The following is a 17433-nucleotide window of genomic DNA, read 5'->3' on the forward strand; positions in this document are numbered from 1 at the left end:
CGCATCCCTTTGCCCGTTCGAGCACGGCATGCGTCAAGTCTCGGCTCCGACCGACGGCCGGAACAGACACCTATTCCCTTGCGGCGAAAAACGAAGCGCCGCGCGATAGCCCAGGCCAAGTAAAGGGCTCGCCGCGCGCATGTCGATACGCGGGCATCAGCCCCGTTTCAACTTATGGCTCGGCAAGTTGAAGGGACGTCCGATTCGTAAATCTGGACTAACCTATTCCGCCGACGAAACCCATCTGAAAGCCGGGCGATCCGCCCGGGCCTCGCTCGATTGAATCAATACTTTGCCACTCTCGCGTCGTGAAATTGTGAGTCTTGGGTTGCGCGAGGCTTACCAGGTTCCGGTATTGGGCATGGAGGCCCAGGGTTCCTCGATCGGCAGGTGACCGCCCTTCTGCAGGATCTCGATCGAGATGCCGTCGGGCGAGCGGACGAAGGCCATATGTCCATCGCGCGGCGGGCGGTTGATCGTGACGCCGTTGTCCATCAATTGCTTGCAAAAGGCGTAGATGTCATCAACCTCATAGGCGAGGTGACCGAAATTGCGGCCGCCGGTATAGTCCTCCGGGTCCCAGTTGTAGGTAAGCTCGAGGCAAGGGGAGGCCTCGCCCTTTGCGCGCTCGAGATCACCGGGGGCGGCAAGGAAGACGAGGGTGAAGCGGCCTTTCTCGTTTTCGATCCTGCGAATTTCCTGAAGGCCGAACAGCGTGCAATAGAAGTGGAGAGCCTGGTCCAGACTTTTTACGCGAACCATCGTGTGCAGATATCGCATTGGATTGTCCCTGTTTTGCGGAAGATGGCGTATACTTAAGCGCCGGCAAGCCAGAGGCAAGGCTGTGCCGTCATAAATGGTCCCGGCCAAAATATGTTGAGGGACTTGCGCAGGCGCGGCGGGACGATGTTATTCTGGTCCATAAGAATCAGTTAACCGTATTGCAGAGTCGCGCGTAACGAGGGGCTGGGAGAATGGCGGACAGGACATCTTCAAAAGGCGTCGTCGAGAATGATGACTATGCCAGCGACGCTCTTGATCTGATCGAGATTACCGGCGTGATCAAGTGGTTCGACGTTGCGAAGGGTTTCGGCTTCATCGTCCCCGACAACGGCATGCAGGATGTGCTGTTGCATGTGACCTGCCTCAGGCGCGACGGTTACCAGACGGTCCTCGAAGGCGCGCGAGTCGTCGCTCTTGTCCAGAAACGGGACCGCGGGTACCAGGCCTTCCGCGTTCTTTCCATGGATCAATCGACCGCGGTTCACCCGTCGCAACTGCCGCCGGTACGCACGCACGTGCAGGTAACGCCGACGAGCGGGTTGGAGCGGGTCCTCGTCAAGTGGTTTAATCGCACGAAGGGTTTCGGCTTCCTGACGCGTGGCGAGGGGACCGAGGACATATTCGTGCACATGGAGACCTTGCGGCGCTTCGGCCTTACGGAGCTGCGTCCGGGCCAGGTGGTGCTCTGCCGCTTCGGCGACGGCGAAAAGGGGCTGATGGCCGCGGAGATCCACCCGGATGGCCCGACGCCCAACAATCGGTCGCATTGATGCCGTCACTGCTCAAGACGCTTGCAAGAAGCGCCTTGGCGGCGCTTTTTTTGTTTTCGTGGCTCGCAATCTCGGCTGCCGCGGATGTCTCCTTTGAGAGGCGGCAACTGAAACTGGTGACCGGCCAGGGCCGGACACACAGCTTCACGGTCGAACTGGCCGTCGATCCGGACCAGCGCGCGCAGGGCTTGATGTACCGTCGCCAGATGGCGCCGGATCGCGGCATGCTGTTCGATTTCGGCGAGACGCGGCGCGTGATGATGTGGATGAAGAATACTTACCTGCCGCTGGACATGCTGTTCGCCGCCGCCGACGGCACGGTGCGGCATATCCACGAGAACGCGGTACCCCTTTCGGAATCCATCATCGATTCGCGAGAGCCGGTGGTGTTCGTGCTTGAGCTCAACGCCGGCACGGTGAGACGACTCGGGATCAAGCCGGGTGACCGGCTTTCAGGCGCCGGGATCGTGCCTGCAGGCGGCGCACAGTAATCGTGGTCTGCAGGCAGATACCGCCGATAGGGTAGCGACGAGTCGGGATTCCGCTCGTCTGCCAAGCCGCACGGCACCGCCCGCCCGTCCCGGGTAAATTTCATGTTGCAGGCGCCAGACGAAGCGTGTATCTCCGCCGCAATGGTACGGAGTGTAGCGCAGTCTGGTAGCGCATCTGGTTTGGGACCAGAGGGTCGGGAGTTCGAATCTCTCCACTCCGACCATCTAAATACCGAAAATCATTAGAGCGTCAGGTCGCAGAGCCTCATTGCGCGCGCAGACACAGCGCCGCGCGTCTTTTCAGACATCTAAGTGCGCTGCACTCTTTTGAAACCGCGCCATACTTTCGCCCGCGCCCGATTGTAACAACCGGTCAGTACCAGGCATCCGGCATGCCTGCCTTGCGGCGGGCAACGAAATCGGTGAGCGCCTCGTCGATCGCCACATCCAGAGGCGGCGCCTCATATTCGGCAAGCGACTTCTTCCAGTACCGGTTGGCGCGCTCAGCCATGTCCGTCTCGCCCTGCTCGACCCATTTCTCGAACGGTTCGTTGTCGGAAAGCTTGCTGTCCCAGAAAGCGGTTTGATAGTTGCGCATCGTGTGGTCGCAACCGAGGAAATGGCTGCCGGGTCCGACTTGCAGGAAGGCATCCATCGCAAGCGTATTGTCGTCGACGACGACGCCGGCGAGGTAGGAATGCAGCGCACCGCAGAACTCGGTGTCCATGACGAATTTCTCGTAGGACATCGCTAGCAGCCCATCGACGAACCCGGCCGAATGCAGGATGAAATTGGCGCCGCAATGGACTGCCGACAGCATCGACATGACGCCCTCCTGCATCGCCTGCGCATCCGGGCGCTTGGAGTTGGAGAAGTTGCCGGCGCAGCGCAACGGCAGGCCCAGCCGGCGCGCGAGCTGGCCGACGACCATGCTGCCGATCGCCGGTTCCGGGGTGCCGAAGGTCGGCGAGCCGGAGCGGAGCGACATCGACGACAGGAAATTGCCGAAGATGACGGGCGCGCCCTTGCGCTCGAGCTGGGTCAGCGCGCAGCCGGCCAACGTCTCGGCATAGGATTGGGCAATGGCGCCGGCGTTGGTGACGGGGCCCATCGCACCGCCGAGAATGAAGGGCACGACGACCGCCGCCTGGTTGGCGCGCGCATAGGCGCGCAGCGAATTCGTCATCGTCCCGTCCCAGACGAGCGGCGAATTGACGTTGACATTGCCGAGGATCACGCAATTGCGGTCGACGAAGTCGCGGCCGAAGAGGATGCGGGCCATCTCGATCGAATCCTCGGCCCGCTCCTCCGCCGTGATCGAGCCCATGAAGGCGCGGTCCGAATACTTGATGTGGCTGTAGACCATGTCGAGGTGGCGCTTGTTGACGGGCACGTCGACCGGTTCGCAGATCGTCCCGCCGGAATGGTGCAACCAGGGGCTCGACTGGGCGAGTTTGACCAGGTTGCGGAAATCCTCGATCGTGCCGTAGCGTCGGCCCTTGTCGAGATCCATGACGAAGGGAGAACCATAGGCGGGGGCGAAGACGACATTGTTGCCGCCGATCTCGACGCTGCGAGCGGGATTGCGCGCGTGCTGGGTGAACTGCCGCGGTGCCGACGATACGATCTCCTTCAGCATGCCCGGTTCGAAGGTGACGCGGACACCGTCGATCTTGGCACCGGCTCGCCTCCAGTGGTCAAGTGCTACGGCATCGTCGCGAAACTCGATGCCGACCTCGGCGAGGATACGATCGGCGGTCTTCTCGATCCGCACGAGACTTTCTTCGCCGAGAATATCGTAGGTCGGTATGTTGCGGACGATGTAAGGGACGCCGAGATTGGTGCCCGCTTCCCGTCGCTGTGCTCTGACGCCTCGTGTTTTCCGGGGGGCTTCCCCCGATGCTGCCGTTGCTGATGCCATTGCCAATCTCCCGTCACTTTTGCGGCTATGCCTCTACGGTTACTCGGCCCAAGGGCTTTGAGCAGCAGGCGAGGATATACCCCTCGTCGATATCTTCGTCGGTGATCCGGCCATTGTGCACCATGTGAATATCGCCCTCGGTCTTGCGGATCTTGCAGCTGCCGCATTGGCAAGCTGACAGGCCGGGATCGCGTAGAGCCATTCCTTATGGAAGATATTCTCGAGGTCGAGCTGGTATATCGCCGGCGATGTGTAAAGCGGTTGCTCGAGTGCGTAGCCCGGAACGCGGCGCCCAAGCAGGTCATGTGCGGAAGGTGAGGGCACTGTCATAGGAAGAGTCCATTACTCGGCAGCTTTCAACTGAGATGAAGTCTTCTGGGCAGCAAGCCCTTTTGACAATAGCACTTTTTTTCACGATGGTTTAGTTTGACTAACCTCTTGCGGACGCCCCGCTCGTTGCTCCGATAACGTGCCTTCGAGAAGGTTTCCTATGCCCAGGCCCTATGATCTCTCCTCGATGACAGCGCTCATCTGCTTCGAGGCGGCCGCGCGCAATGCGAGCTTCAAGAAGGCCGCTCAGGAAATGAATGTGACACCGGCGGCCGTAAGTCACCAGATCAAGGCGCTCGAGACGGACCTCGAATGCAGCCTGTTTCTGCGGCGCAGCCGTGGTGTCGAGCTCACGGAGAAAGGCGCCTTTTTGTTTTTGGCGATACAGCGCGGATTGGAGACGATTTCAGAGGCGGTCACGCAGATCCGCGATCGCCAGGAGAAGGTTGACGTGACGATCCGGACGACCACGGCGGTCAGTGCGCTGTGGCTCACACCGAAGATATCAGCCTTCTGGAAAATCCACCCCGCCATCACCGTCTCGCAGATCGTCAGCGACATCCCCGGAACCGGTCGCTGCGATCTCAGCGTCCATTACGGCGATCCGCAGGAGAATGGCATCGAGTACCGCACGCTTTTTCAGGATCGCATCGTCGCCCTCGGCACGCCAGCCTTCGCCGCCGAGCATGGCATCCGTGGCGTCGAGGATTTGCTCAAGGCGCCGCTGATTCATATGAGCAACGAGGAAGCCGGCTGGACCACCTGGGCAGACTGGTTTCTGGCGCTCGGGCGCCCCCTCCCGAAGGGGCGCAATTTCTACGTCAACAACTATATGATCGCCCTTCAAGCGGCTCAGGACGATGTCGGTGCGGTGCTGGGGTGGGATGGGCTGGTTGGAAGTCTGATGCAGGACGGGCGACTTGTCCGACTGGTCGCCGACAGCGTTCGCTCGCCCGTGCCCTTCCATCTGAAGATCCATCCCAAGGCGACCTCGAAGGCCCGCCTGTTCGCGGACTGGCTGGTCACCAGCGCCTAGTCTGAACCGAGTCTCGGATACTAATCTGACTATATCGAAGTGAATTGGCCGCAACGGCTCAAACACAACGCATTCATTTGGACCAGCCGGCCAGAGGCGTCTGCGTCTGGACGGAGTTGTTGGCGAGTGGGTGCCTCGCGTCCCCTGCACGACAAGGTACTCGACGAGTGACGCGCCTCGGCGCGCCCCACGGATCAAGTCGCCTAAAGCGCTGCTCTGACCTTCTCAGCGACCTCCGGAGAAACCCACTTGGTCCAGATGTCTTCATTCTCCTCGAGGAAGTGCTTCGCACCTTCTTCGCCGGTCGCCTGGTTGTCCGTCATCCAGGCCATCAGTTGGTTCACCGTGTCATTGCTCCAGGACCGCTTCTCCAGATACTCCATAACCTCGGGGCCGACCTCCTCGGAGAACGACCTGGCGACGAGGGTCACGACCGTGTCTATCGGCCAGGCGTTGGGCTTCGGATCGGGGCAATCGGCCACGGTGTTGCAGCGCTTCCATTCGGCAGCATCGTAGGGCACGCCGGCATCGAGTTTGACCATCGGATATTTGCCGAGCAGCGCCGTCGGCGCCCAGTAGTAGCCCACCCATCCTTGCTTGCGCTCGTAAGCCTTGGCGATGGAGCCGTCGAGGCCGGCGGCAGAGCCCGTGTCGACCAGCGCGAAGCCCGCCTTCTCGGCGTCGAACGCCCTGTATAGCTGCGAGGTCACCACGGTACCGCCCCAACCCTGCGGGCCATTGAAGATGGCGCCCCGTGCGGAATCTTCCGGATCCGGGAAGAGTTCCGGATGCTTCAGCATGTCCGGAATTGTCTTGATCTCCGGATGCGCGTCGGCGAGATATTTCGGGATCCACCATCCCTGTACGCCGCCATCGGGCAGTGGAGATCCGACCTGAACGATCCGGCCTTCTTCCGTCCCCTTTTTCACGACGTCCGGGAGCAGGTCGATCCAGGCTTCAGGTGCGATGTCCGGTTGGCCCTTTTCCGCCATGGAGGTGATCGTCGGTACGGTGTCGCCGATGGTGATTTCGGCACTGCAGCCGTAACCCTCATTGAGGATGAACTTATCCAGATTCGAGAGGACCTCTGCACTCTGCCAGTTCATGCTGGCGATGGTGACGCTCCCGCACTCTGCGGCATTCGACAGCGATGCTCCCCCGAAGAGCCCGAACACCAGGCATGTGGACGCAAGCAGGTTCTTCATCAGACGTTCCCTTTTGTTGGCGGCGCTTTTTCAAGGAGCGGGGTGCCGCGTTTGCCCGCTCCGACGGAGGTCAGGAGCGCTCTCCCATACTCACCGATTTCTTGAGAGCGGCGGCAAGCCCGGCGCCGACCGCGGCGTCGAAGCCGGCGGAGCGCATTGCCTCGATCGCCGCCGCAGTGGTGCCGCGATAGTCGAGAAATGTTTCGACCACGCGCGCGGAACACTCGTCCCGCCGTTCGAACAGGCGTCCGGTTCCAATCAGAACGGAAATTGCTGCGCGCTCCGCAACAGTGGGAGAGATGCCGTAGGCGACGGCATCCTTTATCATCGCCGTTGCCAGGAGCGCGGGGAAAGCCGGTCCGGACCCTGAAAGACCGGTCAAATAGTCGATTTCGCCTTCGCCGGCGACTTCATCTGCCGTGCCACAGGCTTCGAAGATGCTGCGGACGATGAACCGATCGCGGTCGGAGACAGCTGCCGTTGCCACCCACGGCGTGTACGACTTGCCAACCTCAGCAGCCGCGTTAGGCAAGCTGCGGACGACCCGGTCCGTATTGTGATGTTCGGCCAACTGGCTCAAACGAACACCGGCCATGACAGATATCACAAGCTTGCCATTGGCATCGACGGCGAGTGGCGGCCAATCGCCAGGTCGGACAGAGGGGATGATAACGTCCGAGCGATCGGCGAGGCGCTGATTCTCAGTGGTCCAGAACGAACCTTTGAGGCGGTCCGGTCGCTCCGTGCGGAAAGAAACGCAAAGATCATGCGGCTGCACCAGGCCGGCATCGAGGATCGAAGCGGCAATTGCTCCACCAAGCCAGCCGCTTGCGCCGATGATTCCTATCCTCAATGAGCTGCTCATCGTCCGCGTCCTCGTACTCGAGCTGGTAATAGTGCTGTGAAAAAAAAGCGCTTCTGCTCTCCCTCCTGCGAACCGTGCCAGCCCGTGTCGTTCAAGGTCTGCTCAAGGATCGTCTCTTAACAAAACGGGAAGGGCTGCGCAAGAAAAATGTACATATATGTCTGTGCACCGGACGTCACTGCTTTCCTAATTGACATATATGTACATTTATGCGTAGCGTTTGCAAGTTTCTAAATCGGAGCCCGGCAGATGTCGCATGATCCCCTCCTTCAGCCCTATCAGCTAAAGCACCTCACGCTGCGCAACCGCATCATCGTGACCGCGCACGAGCCGGCCTATCCGGAAGACGGCATGCCGAAGGAGCGGTATCGCGCCTACACCGTGGAGCGTGCGAAGGGGGGCGTCGCGATGACCATGACCGCCGGATCGGCGGCCGTCTCGAAGGACAGCCCGCCGGTGTTCAACAACCTGCTCGCCTACAAGGACGAGATCGTGCCTTGGATCAGGGAGATGACCGACGCCGTGCACGCAGAGGGCGCGGCGATCATGATTCAGCTCACCCATCTCGGCCGGCGCACGCGGTGGGACAAGGGGGAGTGGCTGCCGGTTGTCGCCCCCTCGCATCACCGCGAAGCTTCGCACCGCGCCTTCCCCAAGAAAATCGAAGACTGGGACATCGAGAGGATCATCGAGGACTTCGCCGATGCGGCCGAGCGCATGAAGGCTGGCGGCATGGATGGTGTTGAGCTCGAAGCCTACGGTCACCTCATCGATCAGTTCGCGTCGCCGCTGACGAACGAGCTCGACGGTCCCTATGGCGGCTCGCTCGACAACCGCATGCGCTTTTGTTTCGACGTCCTGAAGGCGATCCGAACGCGCGTTGGAGACGACTTCATCTTGGGCGTGCGATACACGGCCGATGAATGTCTTCCCGGTGGAACGGGCAAAGAAGACGGTTTCGAGATTTCGAAGCGTCTCAAGGAGAGCGGGCTTATCGACTACCTGAACGTCATTCGCGGGCATATCGACACCGATGCCGGTCTCACCGACGTGATCCCGATCCAGGGCATGGCAAATTCGCCGCATCTCGATTTCGCCGGCGAAATTCGCTCCGCCACGAACTTCCCGACCTTCCACGCAGCCAAGATACCGGATGTGGCGACGGCGCGCCACGCGATCGCGTCCGGCAAGGTCGATATGGTGGGGATGACCCGCGCGCATATGACGGACCCGCACATCGTCCGGAAGATCATCGAGAAGCGTGAGGACGACATTCGCCCCTGCGTCGGTGCGAACTACTGTCTCGACCGCATCTATCAAGGCGGGGCGGCCTACTGCATCCACAACGCGGCGACCGGGCGCGAGCTCACGATGCCGCACACGATCGCAAAGGCCGACCGCCGCAAGAAGGTCGTGATCGTCGGCGCCGGCCCGGCCGGTCTCGAGGCTGCGCGCGTCGCAGGCGAGCGCGGCCATGACGTCGTGGTGTTCGAGGCGGCGAACGATCCGGGCGGGCAGATCCGTCTTACGGCGCAGAGTGAACGCCGCAGAGAGATGATCAGCATCATAGACTGGCGCATGAGCCAGTGTGAGAAGCTGGGCGTCAGCTTCCATTTCAACACCTGGGCGGAAGCGGAAACCGTTCAGTCGGAAAATCCGGATGTCGTCGTCATCGCGACCGGCGGATACCCTCACACGGAAGTGCTCTCGAAGGGCAATGAGCTGGTCGTTTCCGCCTGGGACATTATTTCAGGCGATGTGAAGCCCGGCGCAAACGTGCTCATCTTTGACGACGCCGGAGATCACGCCGGGCTCCAGGCCGCCGAATTTCTCGCGAAGGCGGGAGCCAAGGTCGAAATCATGACCCCCGACCGCTCCTTCGCGCCGGAGGTCATGGCGATGAACCTCGTTCCTTACATGCGCGCGCTTCAGAAACTCGACGTGACCTTCACCGTCACCTACCGGCTGAAAGCGGCCGAGCAGAGCGGTAACGAGATCATTGCCCATGTTGGCAGCGATTACGGAGGGATTTCCAAGCAACGAATGGTCGACCAGATCGTCGTCAATCATGGGACCATCCCGCTCGATGAACTCTATTTCGACCTGAAGCCGGTCTCGAACAACCTCGGAGAGATATCGCATGACCAACTGATCGCCGGCGAGCCGCAAACTGTCGTCCGCAATCCGGCGGGTAAATTCCAGCTCTTCCGCATCGGCGATGCAGTTGCAGCGCGCAACACGCATGCCGCGATCTACGACGCGCTTCGTCTCCTCAAGGATATTTGACCGGCTGATATATAAGCCTGCCGAATCACGACAAGGACGCTCCATGACACGTCCAAGTGAAGCCCTTCGAGCGTTCGTCAATGCCGCTTTCGCGGCGTTCGACCAGTTCGCACAGGTTCCGCAATCTCGCCTTCGGCGTGCCGTCCTCCGGGTAGGTCAGCTCACGAGCCGTCGCGATAATGCGATTGCCCAGGCTCAAAGGCTTGAGCTGGTGGGGCTGCAGAAGAGGATCGTTCGACATCGGCGGCATTTAAGGACTTGTGCGAATGAATGTGTACATCGGTGTCAAGCAAGACTACATGGAAGTCGACCGAGGTGACATGTATGTACATTGATCTTGTCTTTCCGCTTATACGTTGTTAGGAGATTGTTCATGGAGCAAGTTTCAAATGACAGCGGCTGGCGTGGATCCCCGGAGGGATGGCTCGAGGCAGCCTACGAGGCACTGCTCGAGTCCGGCGTGGATTCGGTGAAAATTCTCCCGCTCGCCAAGAAGTTGAACTTGTCGCGGACCAGTTTCTATTGGTTCTTCAAGGACCGGGAAGAATTGCTGGCGGCCCTCGTCGCAAGATGGCGGGACAAGAACACCGGAAGCTTGATCAAGCAATCGGAGGCTTATGCCGAGTCTGTCGTCGAGGCGATGCTCAATGTATTCGATTGCTGGCTCGACAAGTCCCTGTTCGACTCCCAGTTCGAGTTCGCGGTGCGCAGCTGGGCACTGCAGTCTTCCGATATCCTCGCCGAAGTTCAAAAGGCGGATCAGGCCCGCATCGCTGCATTAAGCCGCATGTTCGTCAGGTTCGGCTACAAAGAGAGTTCCGCTGATGTGCGCGCCCGGACAATCTATCTGGTCCAGATCGGCTACATCTCCATGCAGACCAGGGAGGAGGTGGCTGTACGCATGCGGCGCATTCCCGACTACGTCGAGATTTTCACGGGCGAGGCGCCGCAGCAGCGCGAGCTGGATCGCTTTTTTGCCAGGCATGGATACGTGCAGGCATAAAATATAGGCTCCCGCCAGTCGCAGGAAAGGAATGTCTTGATGCGCTCGCTGTTTCATCTCGCCTATCACGTGACCGATCTTGAGGCCGCCCGCCGATTCTATGGCGGGGTCCTCGGCTGCAAGGAGGGGCGCAGCACGGATAGTTGGGTCGATTTCGACTTTTTCGGCCACCAGATTTCCCTTCATCTCGGCAAGCCCTTTGAGGTTACACGCAGCGGTAAGGTCGGCGATCATCTGGTCATGATGCCGCATCTCGGCGTCGTGCTGCCGCTCAACGACTGGATGGCGCTGGCCGGGCGTCTCGAGGCCGCCGGCGTTAGGTTCGACATTCCCCCGGTCATCCGCTTCGAGGGACTTCCCGGCGAACAGAGGACGATGTTCTTCTTCGATCCGAGCGGCAATCCTATCGAGGTGAAGGGCTTCAAGGATTTTGAGTCGGTCTTTGCACAGTGACTCGCGGTGACGGGGGTGGATGGCACCGGCTCGAAAAAGCTGCATTTCCCTATCGGAAGTCATTTCGTTTTAATTCATTCTGCGCTAAGGGAGTGACGCAGACCGAGGCGAAAGCCGCCTCGGGGGGGCGTGGTTGTCGCGGGGTGGATGTTGGTCCCGAAAGGACACCATGCCGTATCCAAGTCATTCAAGCGACTGCACGCATCGGGGCGGGTGCGGAGGCGTCGGGGTGGAAAAACGGGAGCCGTTCGAAAACATGTCCGCGAAGATCTATCGTCCCGCAAAGACAGCCATGCAGTCCGGCAAGGCCAAGACGAATCTGTGGGTGCTGGAGTTCGATCAGGAAGTTCCGCGCACGATCGATCCTATCATGGGCTATACGAGCTCCCGCGATACCCGGCAGCAATTGCGCCTGACCTTCGAAACCGCTGAGCAGGCCATCGCCTATGCCGAGCGCAACGGCATCGAATACCGCGTGATCGCGCCGAAGGACTCGACGCGCAAGAATGTGTCCTATTCGGACAACTTCCGTTTCAACCGGATGCAGCCCTGGACCCATTGAGGCCTGCGGCCAATCCGGCGGGCGCTTGCCCGACGGCCCCTTAGCTCAGCTGGATAGAGCACCTGCCTTCTAAGCAGGTTGTCGCAGGTTCGAGTCCTGCAGGGGTCGCCATCTACCCATTGACCGGCATTTTCCACCGGCCGCAATCGGTTCGCTGTGCTCCCTTTCGCGATACGATTTCGTCAATGAACGGGCCAGCAACAGTGTGCCATTAGGACCACCGGTGAGTAGAGGCACCACATGAGCGACGACAAGATTATCAAATTTGAACGACGGACATCAAAGCCGCAACCGAGAGCGGTCAGTCCAGCGCGGCGCAGGGCGCTTACCTGGCTTGTGGCGATAGCGGCTTTGGTTGCGGTTTGGGCGTACTTCCATTTCATCGCACCGCCGGGCATGTCATGAGCGGCGGTTCATCGTGGCCGGCGTCGTCGGGTCCAGTTGCAATGATGACAGGCAGCGACGACGTTGACGGGTCTTCAATCAACCACGGCCCGCTGGAGAGTTCGTCACGGCCAGGTAGCGGCGCAAGAGCTCGCCGCCACCCTACATGGAGGTCGAAAGGAGACCTGCAGTAGAGCGATGAACGCTTTGGTTCCTGCGATGTCGCTCCCCGTGGCTATGGCATCATACTGCGATAGCGTTCGCGCTCGCGTTGAATTTGATCCAGCGTGTACGGGTCGGCGTTTTCATTGAACCGTGTCCATCCCTCTTGCGCGTAGATGCTCCTACGCGCGCCGAGATCAACGCGGTTCCGTTGCTTCAGAATTTCCTCTGCTCTCGGCACAAGGCTGTCGTCTACCCTCGCTGTCACTAAGGCGCCGCCGCGGCGCACGCCCTCGGCATAGACGTGGGCCTCCTCCTCCTCCACTCCGGAATCCGTCAGCGCGCCTATCAAGCCTCCGGCCGCACCACCGGCCATGGCCCCAGCCGCCGCTCCAACAGCTGTAGAGGCGAGCCATCCGGCGGCCACGACGGGCCCGAGGCCGGGAATCGCCATCACACCAAGCCCGGTAAGGAGACCGACCACTCCACCTCCGACGGCTCCGAGACCAGCTCCGGCTCCGGCGCCTTCGGCGGCGTCCGAACTGTCGGTCGAATAGCGGTCGCCCGTGTTGCTGGCAACGATGCTAATGTCGTCTGAAGATATGCCCGCCGTTTCCAGGTCGGCCACGGCAGCGCGGGCATCGTCGAAGTCGTCAAATAGCCCTGTTACAGTTCGCATGCTAATGCTCCTTTTAAGTTGGGGCGTCCTTGCCGGCTACTGAGCCGTGACGTTGCCCTGGTAATCGAGAGCGACCGAAACCGACTTGCCATCTTTCATGGCGGTCGCCTGCCACACGCCTTTTTCATCGAGCTTCAACCCTGCGACATCGGTGTACCCGGCTTCTTCGATCCGGGCCTTCGCTTGAGCTTCGGTAAAGCTGTTTGCTCCTTCCACCGGGGCCGCCGGGTTCTGGGTGTCCGGTGTCGCGATGGCGGGCGTGTTGCCGTCCGGCGATGGTGCGGTTTGCGCGAGCGCCGTCGTTGCCACAGCGCCAAGCGCTGCCGCAATAATGATCAGGTTTTTCACGTGATTACCTCTTTGAACGGGATTTTTTACGCGTCAAAAGAACACGCGAGCCGCAGTTTGGTTCCAGCCTGATCAATGCCGTTCATGGTGTTGTCGTATCGCTTGACATCAGACTCTGCGCTTGGCCCCGTGTGGTCATCACCAGGTCATGCGCCGGAACTCGAAGGCGGCAAATCTTTCTGCAGTGCAGCGTATGTCGGTCGCAGGTGCACGAGCAGCACATAGATGAAGATCAGCACCCCCGTGATTTCGAGGCCCTCCTCCGCATTCGCCAGTATCCGGTAGCGGAGTGAATTTATGCCTTGAACCTCCGCAACACTCCCGCCGATCATCTCGAACCCGACCGCGCCGCCGAGGTAGCTTGCGGCGGAAAGCAGCAGGAGGACGGCAAGTCCGGGCGGAAACGATCGGATGAAAGGAATGAAGGCGGCGAGGCCAACCAGGCTGATGACGCCGAACGGCGCGGCCCAGGCGAAATATAACATCCCGGTGTTGTCGATCCGCGAGGCCAGAGCGGCAGAAATCTTTTCGTGAATGCCCGCGAATTCGTCAAATGACACCAGCAGAAAAAGGGCCGCAAGGAAATACCAGTGCCACGTCAACGCGCTACCCCGCGTCGCCGCCTCGCTGCCTGCCCGGAGGAGCAGCCAAGCCGCGGAAAAAGTCGCCACCACCGACAGCCAAGTGAACGCGCTGGTCTCGGAGTCCACATCGAGCAGCCATATCTTGTCGGCGGACGTTGCTTTGGTTCCAGTGTATAGAATTAGGTCCTGGGCAATGCTCGCGCTGAGAAGCAAGGCTGAAACGACACAAGTTGAAATGAATATCCCCACGGGGGATATCTTTGCGAACCGGGCGCTCATAGGCTTTGGCGATCAAATGTAAAAAAACGCCACAAACTATCACAAGCCCATCACTTTTGCATCTGTTCTCCGTTGCCGGAACAAGTACAAGGGGCCGACTGACGGTCCGGGAACCAGGGCATCTGACGATCGGCGGGTCAGGCGGCTTACATCTGCTTATCATCGATTTGGCAAGCGCCGGAACTTTGCAGCCGCAGCCTCGTTAGATCCGCCGTCGGGAGGATTTCCGTATGCCACCGCCGAGAGAACTAGCCTTCGTCTTGATGACTCTGCCTTTAAGGACAGGCACCTACGTGCCCGATGATCTCCGTGAGGATTGGTTCGCACCGGGAACTGGAATGGACCCGCCATCGAAAGTGGCCCTGGCCGAAGCCGGTTCCTACGGGCGGCAGTTCGAGTGCGAATTCAAACACTACCCGGAACGCAAGGAAGGCGTTTTCTGGAAGTGGGTGCCAGCGATCTGAATGCACGTTTAGCGCCCAAGCCTTGCCCGCCCCCTCATTTCACTTTGGCGTTCCAGTGACGGGATTGACCTCGGGTTTTTCGCTGCTGTCCTTGGCGTGAGGAGGCTGCACGACCGGAGGCGCGGTCGACTTCTTGTCCGCATCCTTCCTTCGGCCGTCCGGTGGGTGGACGTCTTGTGGGTTCGCCTGCTCGGGCTCGGCATTGGTGTTTTTCGTCGCCATCGTCGTTCTCCTTTGAAAGGCAGAACGAGAAAGGGCACCTGCATGTTTCACCGATTGCGGTCAAGAAAACAGGCAGTGCCTCGGGAGATGCGGGTGCGCTAAGGGAACCTGTCCTCTCATTCTTTCCTGGGCGGTGACCGGCGCTCGAGCAATTGCCGAAAAATCTCCGCCTGTTGCTCGGCTGCGATTCGAATTGCCGCCAGGTGGTCGAGCATCGCGCCGAAGGCGACTAGCAGCAGGCCGCCGGCAATTGCCGGAAAGGCCCAGGGGAGGATCGGGATGAGGTTGCCGATGTCGGGCGAGGGGACCAGCGTCGTTGCCACGAGCAGGAACGTGCCGATCGTGACGGCACCGCCCAGGAATTCGAGAAACTTGCCCATCCTCCATCCCCTTTCCGCTCAAGCCAGACTTCCGGCATCCCGAAGCACGCCCGGCGCTTACAGCGCCGCGCGTCTTTTCAGACGCGCAAAGGTCGCTGTAACTCTTTGAATCTGCGCATCGAGCTTTCCGAAAAACGGGTACGATTTTCGGGCCGATGCGCTAGGTCGATCCAAGGATTAGAACATGGCGCAGTCGAAAGCGCTCAGCAACCTCGGCGCGCCGACATTGCTCGGCGCCGTAGGACGGCGATCGTTTGCAGGGAAGGGCGCGGGCATTGGCCGGGAACGCAAGCGCCGGTCGCGATCAGAACTTCACACCGACGCCGACCGTGAACTGGTGCTGGTCGAGGTCTACGTCGACGCCGCCGATATCCTTGGCGCCATAGTCGTTGTAGCGATACTCGGCGCGACCGAACATGCTGTCGGTAAAGGCGTAATCAATGCCGCCGCCGATCGTCCAGCCGTTGAAGGTCTCCTTCTCCTTTGGCGCTCCATCAACATCGACGAAGCCGCGCGTCACGGCCCAGCCGCCGGTCGCATAGAGCAGAGCCCTGTCGTTGACGGTATAGCCGACCCGCCCGCGCACCGAGCCGGCCACATCGCTGCCGGCCTCGGCGCTCGTGCCGAAAACGGTAAGGCTCTCGTCGTTCCAATTGTAGCTGACGTCTCCCTCGACGCCGACGACCCAATCGCCCATCTGGTGGTTGTAGCCGGCAAAGGCACCGAAAATGCCGCCATTGAAATCTTCCGACGCGCTGTCACCGGGAACGCTGAGATCACCGTCAAGCCATCCGCCGCCGCCCTGAAGGCCCACATAGCCACCCGTCCAGACGAAAGTGGGCACGGCCTCGATAACCGGAGCAGGCTCTGGCGCTGCCATGATATCCGCCGCATGCGATGTGCCCGCAGCAACAGAGGCGCCGAAGATGGCAACAAGCACATTTCTGATCATCACAGATGTCTCCTGTCGTCCGGCCCCGCAGAATAACAACTGTAGAACGGCGAGTCTGCCAAAAATCGCCATCGGGGCGAATCACTTGTCTTTGCAGTAATAAAAAAATCGGGCCGGCTAATGGGATGGGCCGGCCCGTCCCGGCAGATGTGCGGAGAGGGGAACGTCTCTCGGCGGGTCAAGACGGCCCGCCGAGGAGATCGATTGCCCGCCAATAATGCCCGAAGAGCGCGTTTAAAGTTGACATTTGACGCAGGGAATTTGACGTTATGCGCATGGCGGGAAATGCGGAAAGAGGGTCTCCAATCGAGGTCGCGGTGGTCATTCTGCCCGAATCCTCGATTATGTCGCTTGCTTCCGTCCTGGATCCGATGCGTGCCGCCAATCGCGTGGCCGGCCGCCAGGTCTTCAACTGGCGGCTCCTATCCGGCGACGGTCAGGCGGTCATGCTCACCTGCGGCATTCCGATTGCCGTCGACGGCCGGTTCTCGCTGCCGCTCGCGGGTGACGTTCTCCTGGTCATTGCCGGATTCAATCTCGAACGGCACGCCGGAAAGCGATTTCTTGTGACATTGCAGGACTGCGCCCGCCATTTCGAGGTGGTCGCCGGCATCGAATCCGGCTGCTGGCTGCTCGGCCGGTCCGGCCTGCTCAACGGCCGCAAGGCGACGGCGCACTGGGAGGAACTCGAGGATTTCGGCCAGGCCTTTCCGGCACTGACGGTGATCGGCGACCGCTTCGTCACCGACGGCAAATACTGGACCTCGGGCGGCGCGTCGCCCACCTTCGACATGATGCTGCGCCTGATCACCGAGCGGCTGGGACCGGCGCTGGCGCTCGATGTCGCCAGCATCTTCGTCTACGACCAGATGCACAGCCCGACCGACGTCCAGCCTTTGGTCTCTCTCGGGCGGATCGAGGAACGCGACCCCGAACTGGCAGGCGCCATCCGCCTGATGGAACGCACGCTTGAGCGGCCGATGACGGTTGCGGCGCTGGCGCGTCGGCTCGCCATTTCTCGGCGAAAGCTCGAACAGGTTTTCGCGCGAGGCCTTTCAACCAGCCCCGGCGCCTATTATCTGCGGCTGAGATTGCAGGTCGCCCACCGCTTGGTGCGGGATTCCGGTATTCCAATGCGCGACATCGCGCTGCGTTGCGGGTTCGATAGTCTTTCCGCATTCTCGCGGGCCTACCGGCGCGAATATGGCGAGAGCCCGCTCAGGATGCGAACTGCGAACCGCGCGGCAAGTCTGTCCGCGGCGTGAGAGTCGCAG

At 60.6% G+C, this 17433-nt stretch carries 20 protein-coding genes, 2 tRNA genes and 1 pseudogene; 11 read left to right on the top strand and 12 right to left on the bottom strand.

Annotated features, from left to right (window positions below; all coding sequences use genetic code 11):
- Window positions 1–339 precede the first annotated feature (339 nt).
- On the bottom strand, window positions 340–780 hold the full coding sequence (locus EKH55_RS06470) for a VOC family protein (RefSeq protein ID WP_069457760.1): 441 nt from the start codon (window positions 778–780) through the stop codon (window positions 340–342).
- A 194-nt stretch (window positions 781–974) separates the two neighbouring features.
- Here EKH55_RS06470 and EKH55_RS06475 point away from each other — a divergent pair, with 194 nt between their 5' ends.
- The 3 genes from EKH55_RS06475 (at window position 975) to EKH55_RS06485 (ending at window position 2268) form a co-directional block, all read left to right on the top strand.
- The gene (locus tag EKH55_RS06475; RefSeq protein WP_069457759.1) at window positions 975–1553 is read left to right on the top strand and encodes a cold-shock protein; all 579 of its coding nucleotides are present in this window, start codon (window positions 975–977) and stop codon (window positions 1551–1553) included.
- Complete coding sequence (locus tag EKH55_RS06480; RefSeq protein ID WP_151611185.1) at window positions 1553–2044, top strand: DUF192 domain-containing protein; 492 nt, start codon at window positions 1553–1555, stop codon at window positions 2042–2044. The genes EKH55_RS06475 and EKH55_RS06480 overlap by 1 nt, the downstream gene beginning before the upstream one ends.
- A 147-nt stretch (window positions 2045–2191) precedes the next feature.
- A tRNA-Pro gene (locus tag EKH55_RS06485) sits at window positions 2192–2268 on the top strand.
- A 149-nt stretch (window positions 2269–2417) separates the two neighbouring features.
- Here EKH55_RS06485 and EKH55_RS06490 read toward each other — a convergent pair.
- Both EKH55_RS06490 and EKH55_RS06495 read right to left on the bottom strand, forming a co-directional pair.
- Window positions 2418–3965, bottom strand: coding sequence for a trimethylamine methyltransferase family protein (locus tag EKH55_RS06490; protein ID WP_427915837.1), 1548 nt, complete (start codon window positions 3963–3965; stop codon window positions 2418–2420).
- A 25-nt stretch (window positions 3966–3990) separates the two neighbouring features.
- Window positions 3991–4149 (bottom strand): annotated as a pseudogene (locus EKH55_RS06495) (2Fe-2S iron-sulfur cluster-binding protein); the annotation flags it as partial.
- Window positions 4150–4455: 306 nt separating this feature from the next.
- Between EKH55_RS06495 and EKH55_RS06505 the strand changes: the two are divergent.
- Window positions 4456–5331 carry a LysR family transcriptional regulator gene (locus EKH55_RS06505; RefSeq protein ID WP_151611187.1) on the top strand — a complete coding sequence of 292 codons (876 nt, stop codon included), beginning with the start codon at window positions 4456–4458 and terminating at the stop codon, window positions 5329–5331.
- A 203-nt stretch (window positions 5332–5534) separates the two neighbouring features.
- On the opposite strand, the gene EKH55_RS06510 is transcribed toward EKH55_RS06505, so the two are convergent.
- A complete protein-coding gene (locus tag EKH55_RS06510; protein WP_151611188.1) occupies window positions 5535–6536 on the bottom strand; it encodes an ABC transporter substrate-binding protein in 1002 nt (333 codons plus the stop codon).
- Between the two features lie 70 nt (window positions 6537–6606).
- Complete coding sequence (locus EKH55_RS06515) at window positions 6607–7401, bottom strand: pyrroline-5-carboxylate reductase family protein (RefSeq protein WP_151611189.1); 795 nt, start codon at window positions 7399–7401, stop codon at window positions 6607–6609.
- A gap of 249 nt (window positions 7402–7650) precedes the next feature.
- Here EKH55_RS06515 and EKH55_RS06520 point away from each other — a divergent pair, with 249 nt between their 5' ends.
- A complete protein-coding gene (locus EKH55_RS06520; RefSeq protein WP_151611190.1) occupies window positions 7651–9687 on the top strand; it encodes an NADH:flavin oxidoreductase in 2037 nt (678 codons plus the stop codon).
- 25 nt (window positions 9688–9712) lie between these two features.
- On the opposite strand, the gene EKH55_RS06525 is transcribed toward EKH55_RS06520, so the two are convergent.
- Complete coding sequence (locus tag EKH55_RS06525) at window positions 9713–9937, bottom strand: hypothetical protein (protein WP_069457752.1); 225 nt, start codon at window positions 9935–9937, stop codon at window positions 9713–9715.
- A gap of 123 nt (window positions 9938–10060) precedes the next feature.
- On the opposite strand from EKH55_RS06525, the gene EKH55_RS06530 reads away from it, so the two are divergent.
- The 4 genes from EKH55_RS06530 (at window position 10061) to EKH55_RS06545 (ending at window position 11816) form a co-directional block, all read left to right on the top strand.
- Complete coding sequence (locus tag EKH55_RS06530; protein WP_069457751.1) at window positions 10061–10690, top strand: TetR/AcrR family transcriptional regulator; 630 nt, start codon at window positions 10061–10063, stop codon at window positions 10688–10690.
- 39 nt (window positions 10691–10729) lie between these two features.
- Window positions 10730–11143 (top strand): VOC family protein, encoded by a 414-nt coding sequence (locus tag EKH55_RS06535; protein ID WP_069457750.1) that lies wholly within the window; start codon window positions 10730–10732, stop codon window positions 11141–11143.
- A gap of 256 nt (window positions 11144–11399) precedes the next feature.
- A complete protein-coding gene (locus EKH55_RS06540) occupies window positions 11400–11705 on the top strand; it encodes an ETC complex I subunit (RefSeq protein ID WP_069457749.1) in 306 nt (101 codons plus the stop codon).
- A 34-nt stretch (window positions 11706–11739) separates the two neighbouring features.
- A tRNA-Arg gene (locus EKH55_RS06545) sits at window positions 11740–11816 on the top strand.
- Window positions 11817–12324: 508 nt separating this feature from the next.
- Here the strand turns inward: EKH55_RS06545 and EKH55_RS06550 are convergent.
- From EKH55_RS06550 to EKH55_RS06560, 3 genes are all read right to left on the bottom strand, one after another.
- Entirely contained in the window at window positions 12325–12930 is a 606-nt protein-coding gene (locus EKH55_RS06550) for a general stress protein (RefSeq protein WP_151611191.1), read from the bottom strand.
- Window positions 12931–12966: 36 nt separating this feature from the next.
- Window positions 12967–13278, bottom strand: a complete 312-nt coding sequence (locus EKH55_RS06555) for a PepSY domain-containing protein (protein ID WP_069457121.1) — start codon at window positions 13276–13278, stop codon at window positions 12967–12969.
- A gap of 146 nt (window positions 13279–13424) precedes the next feature.
- Entirely contained in the window at window positions 13425–14111 is a 687-nt protein-coding gene (locus EKH55_RS06560) for a hypothetical protein (RefSeq protein ID WP_131820461.1), read from the bottom strand.
- A gap of 260 nt (window positions 14112–14371) precedes the next feature.
- On the opposite strand from EKH55_RS06560, the gene EKH55_RS06565 reads away from it, so the two are divergent.
- The gene (locus tag EKH55_RS06565) at window positions 14372–14605 is read left to right on the top strand and encodes a hypothetical protein (RefSeq protein ID WP_069457119.1); all 234 of its coding nucleotides are present in this window, start codon (window positions 14372–14374) and stop codon (window positions 14603–14605) included.
- A gap of 39 nt (window positions 14606–14644) precedes the next feature.
- Here EKH55_RS06565 and EKH55_RS06570 read toward each other — a convergent pair whose 3' ends face one another.
- From EKH55_RS06570 to EKH55_RS06580, 3 genes are all read right to left on the bottom strand, one after another.
- Window positions 14645–14827 (bottom strand): hypothetical protein, encoded by a 183-nt coding sequence (locus tag EKH55_RS06570; protein WP_069457118.1) that lies wholly within the window; start codon window positions 14825–14827, stop codon window positions 14645–14647.
- A 116-nt stretch (window positions 14828–14943) separates the two neighbouring features.
- Window positions 14944–15207, bottom strand: a complete 264-nt coding sequence (locus EKH55_RS06575) for a hypothetical protein (protein ID WP_069457117.1) — start codon at window positions 15205–15207, stop codon at window positions 14944–14946.
- Window positions 15208–15511: 304 nt separating this feature from the next.
- A complete protein-coding gene (locus EKH55_RS06580; RefSeq protein WP_069457116.1) occupies window positions 15512–16159 on the bottom strand; it encodes an outer membrane protein in 648 nt (215 codons plus the stop codon).
- Window positions 16160–16428: 269 nt separating this feature from the next.
- Here EKH55_RS06580 and EKH55_RS06585 point away from each other — a divergent pair, with 269 nt between their 5' ends.
- The gene (locus tag EKH55_RS06585) at window positions 16429–17424 is read left to right on the top strand and encodes a GlxA family transcriptional regulator (RefSeq protein ID WP_069457115.1); all 996 of its coding nucleotides are present in this window, start codon (window positions 16429–16431) and stop codon (window positions 17422–17424) included.
- Window positions 17425–17433 lie beyond the last annotated feature (9 nt).

Origin of the sequence: Sinorhizobium alkalisoli, from assembly GCF_008932245.1 — a bacterium.
Classification (GTDB): Bacteria; Pseudomonadota; Alphaproteobacteria; order Rhizobiales; family Rhizobiaceae; genus Sinorhizobium; species Sinorhizobium alkalisoli.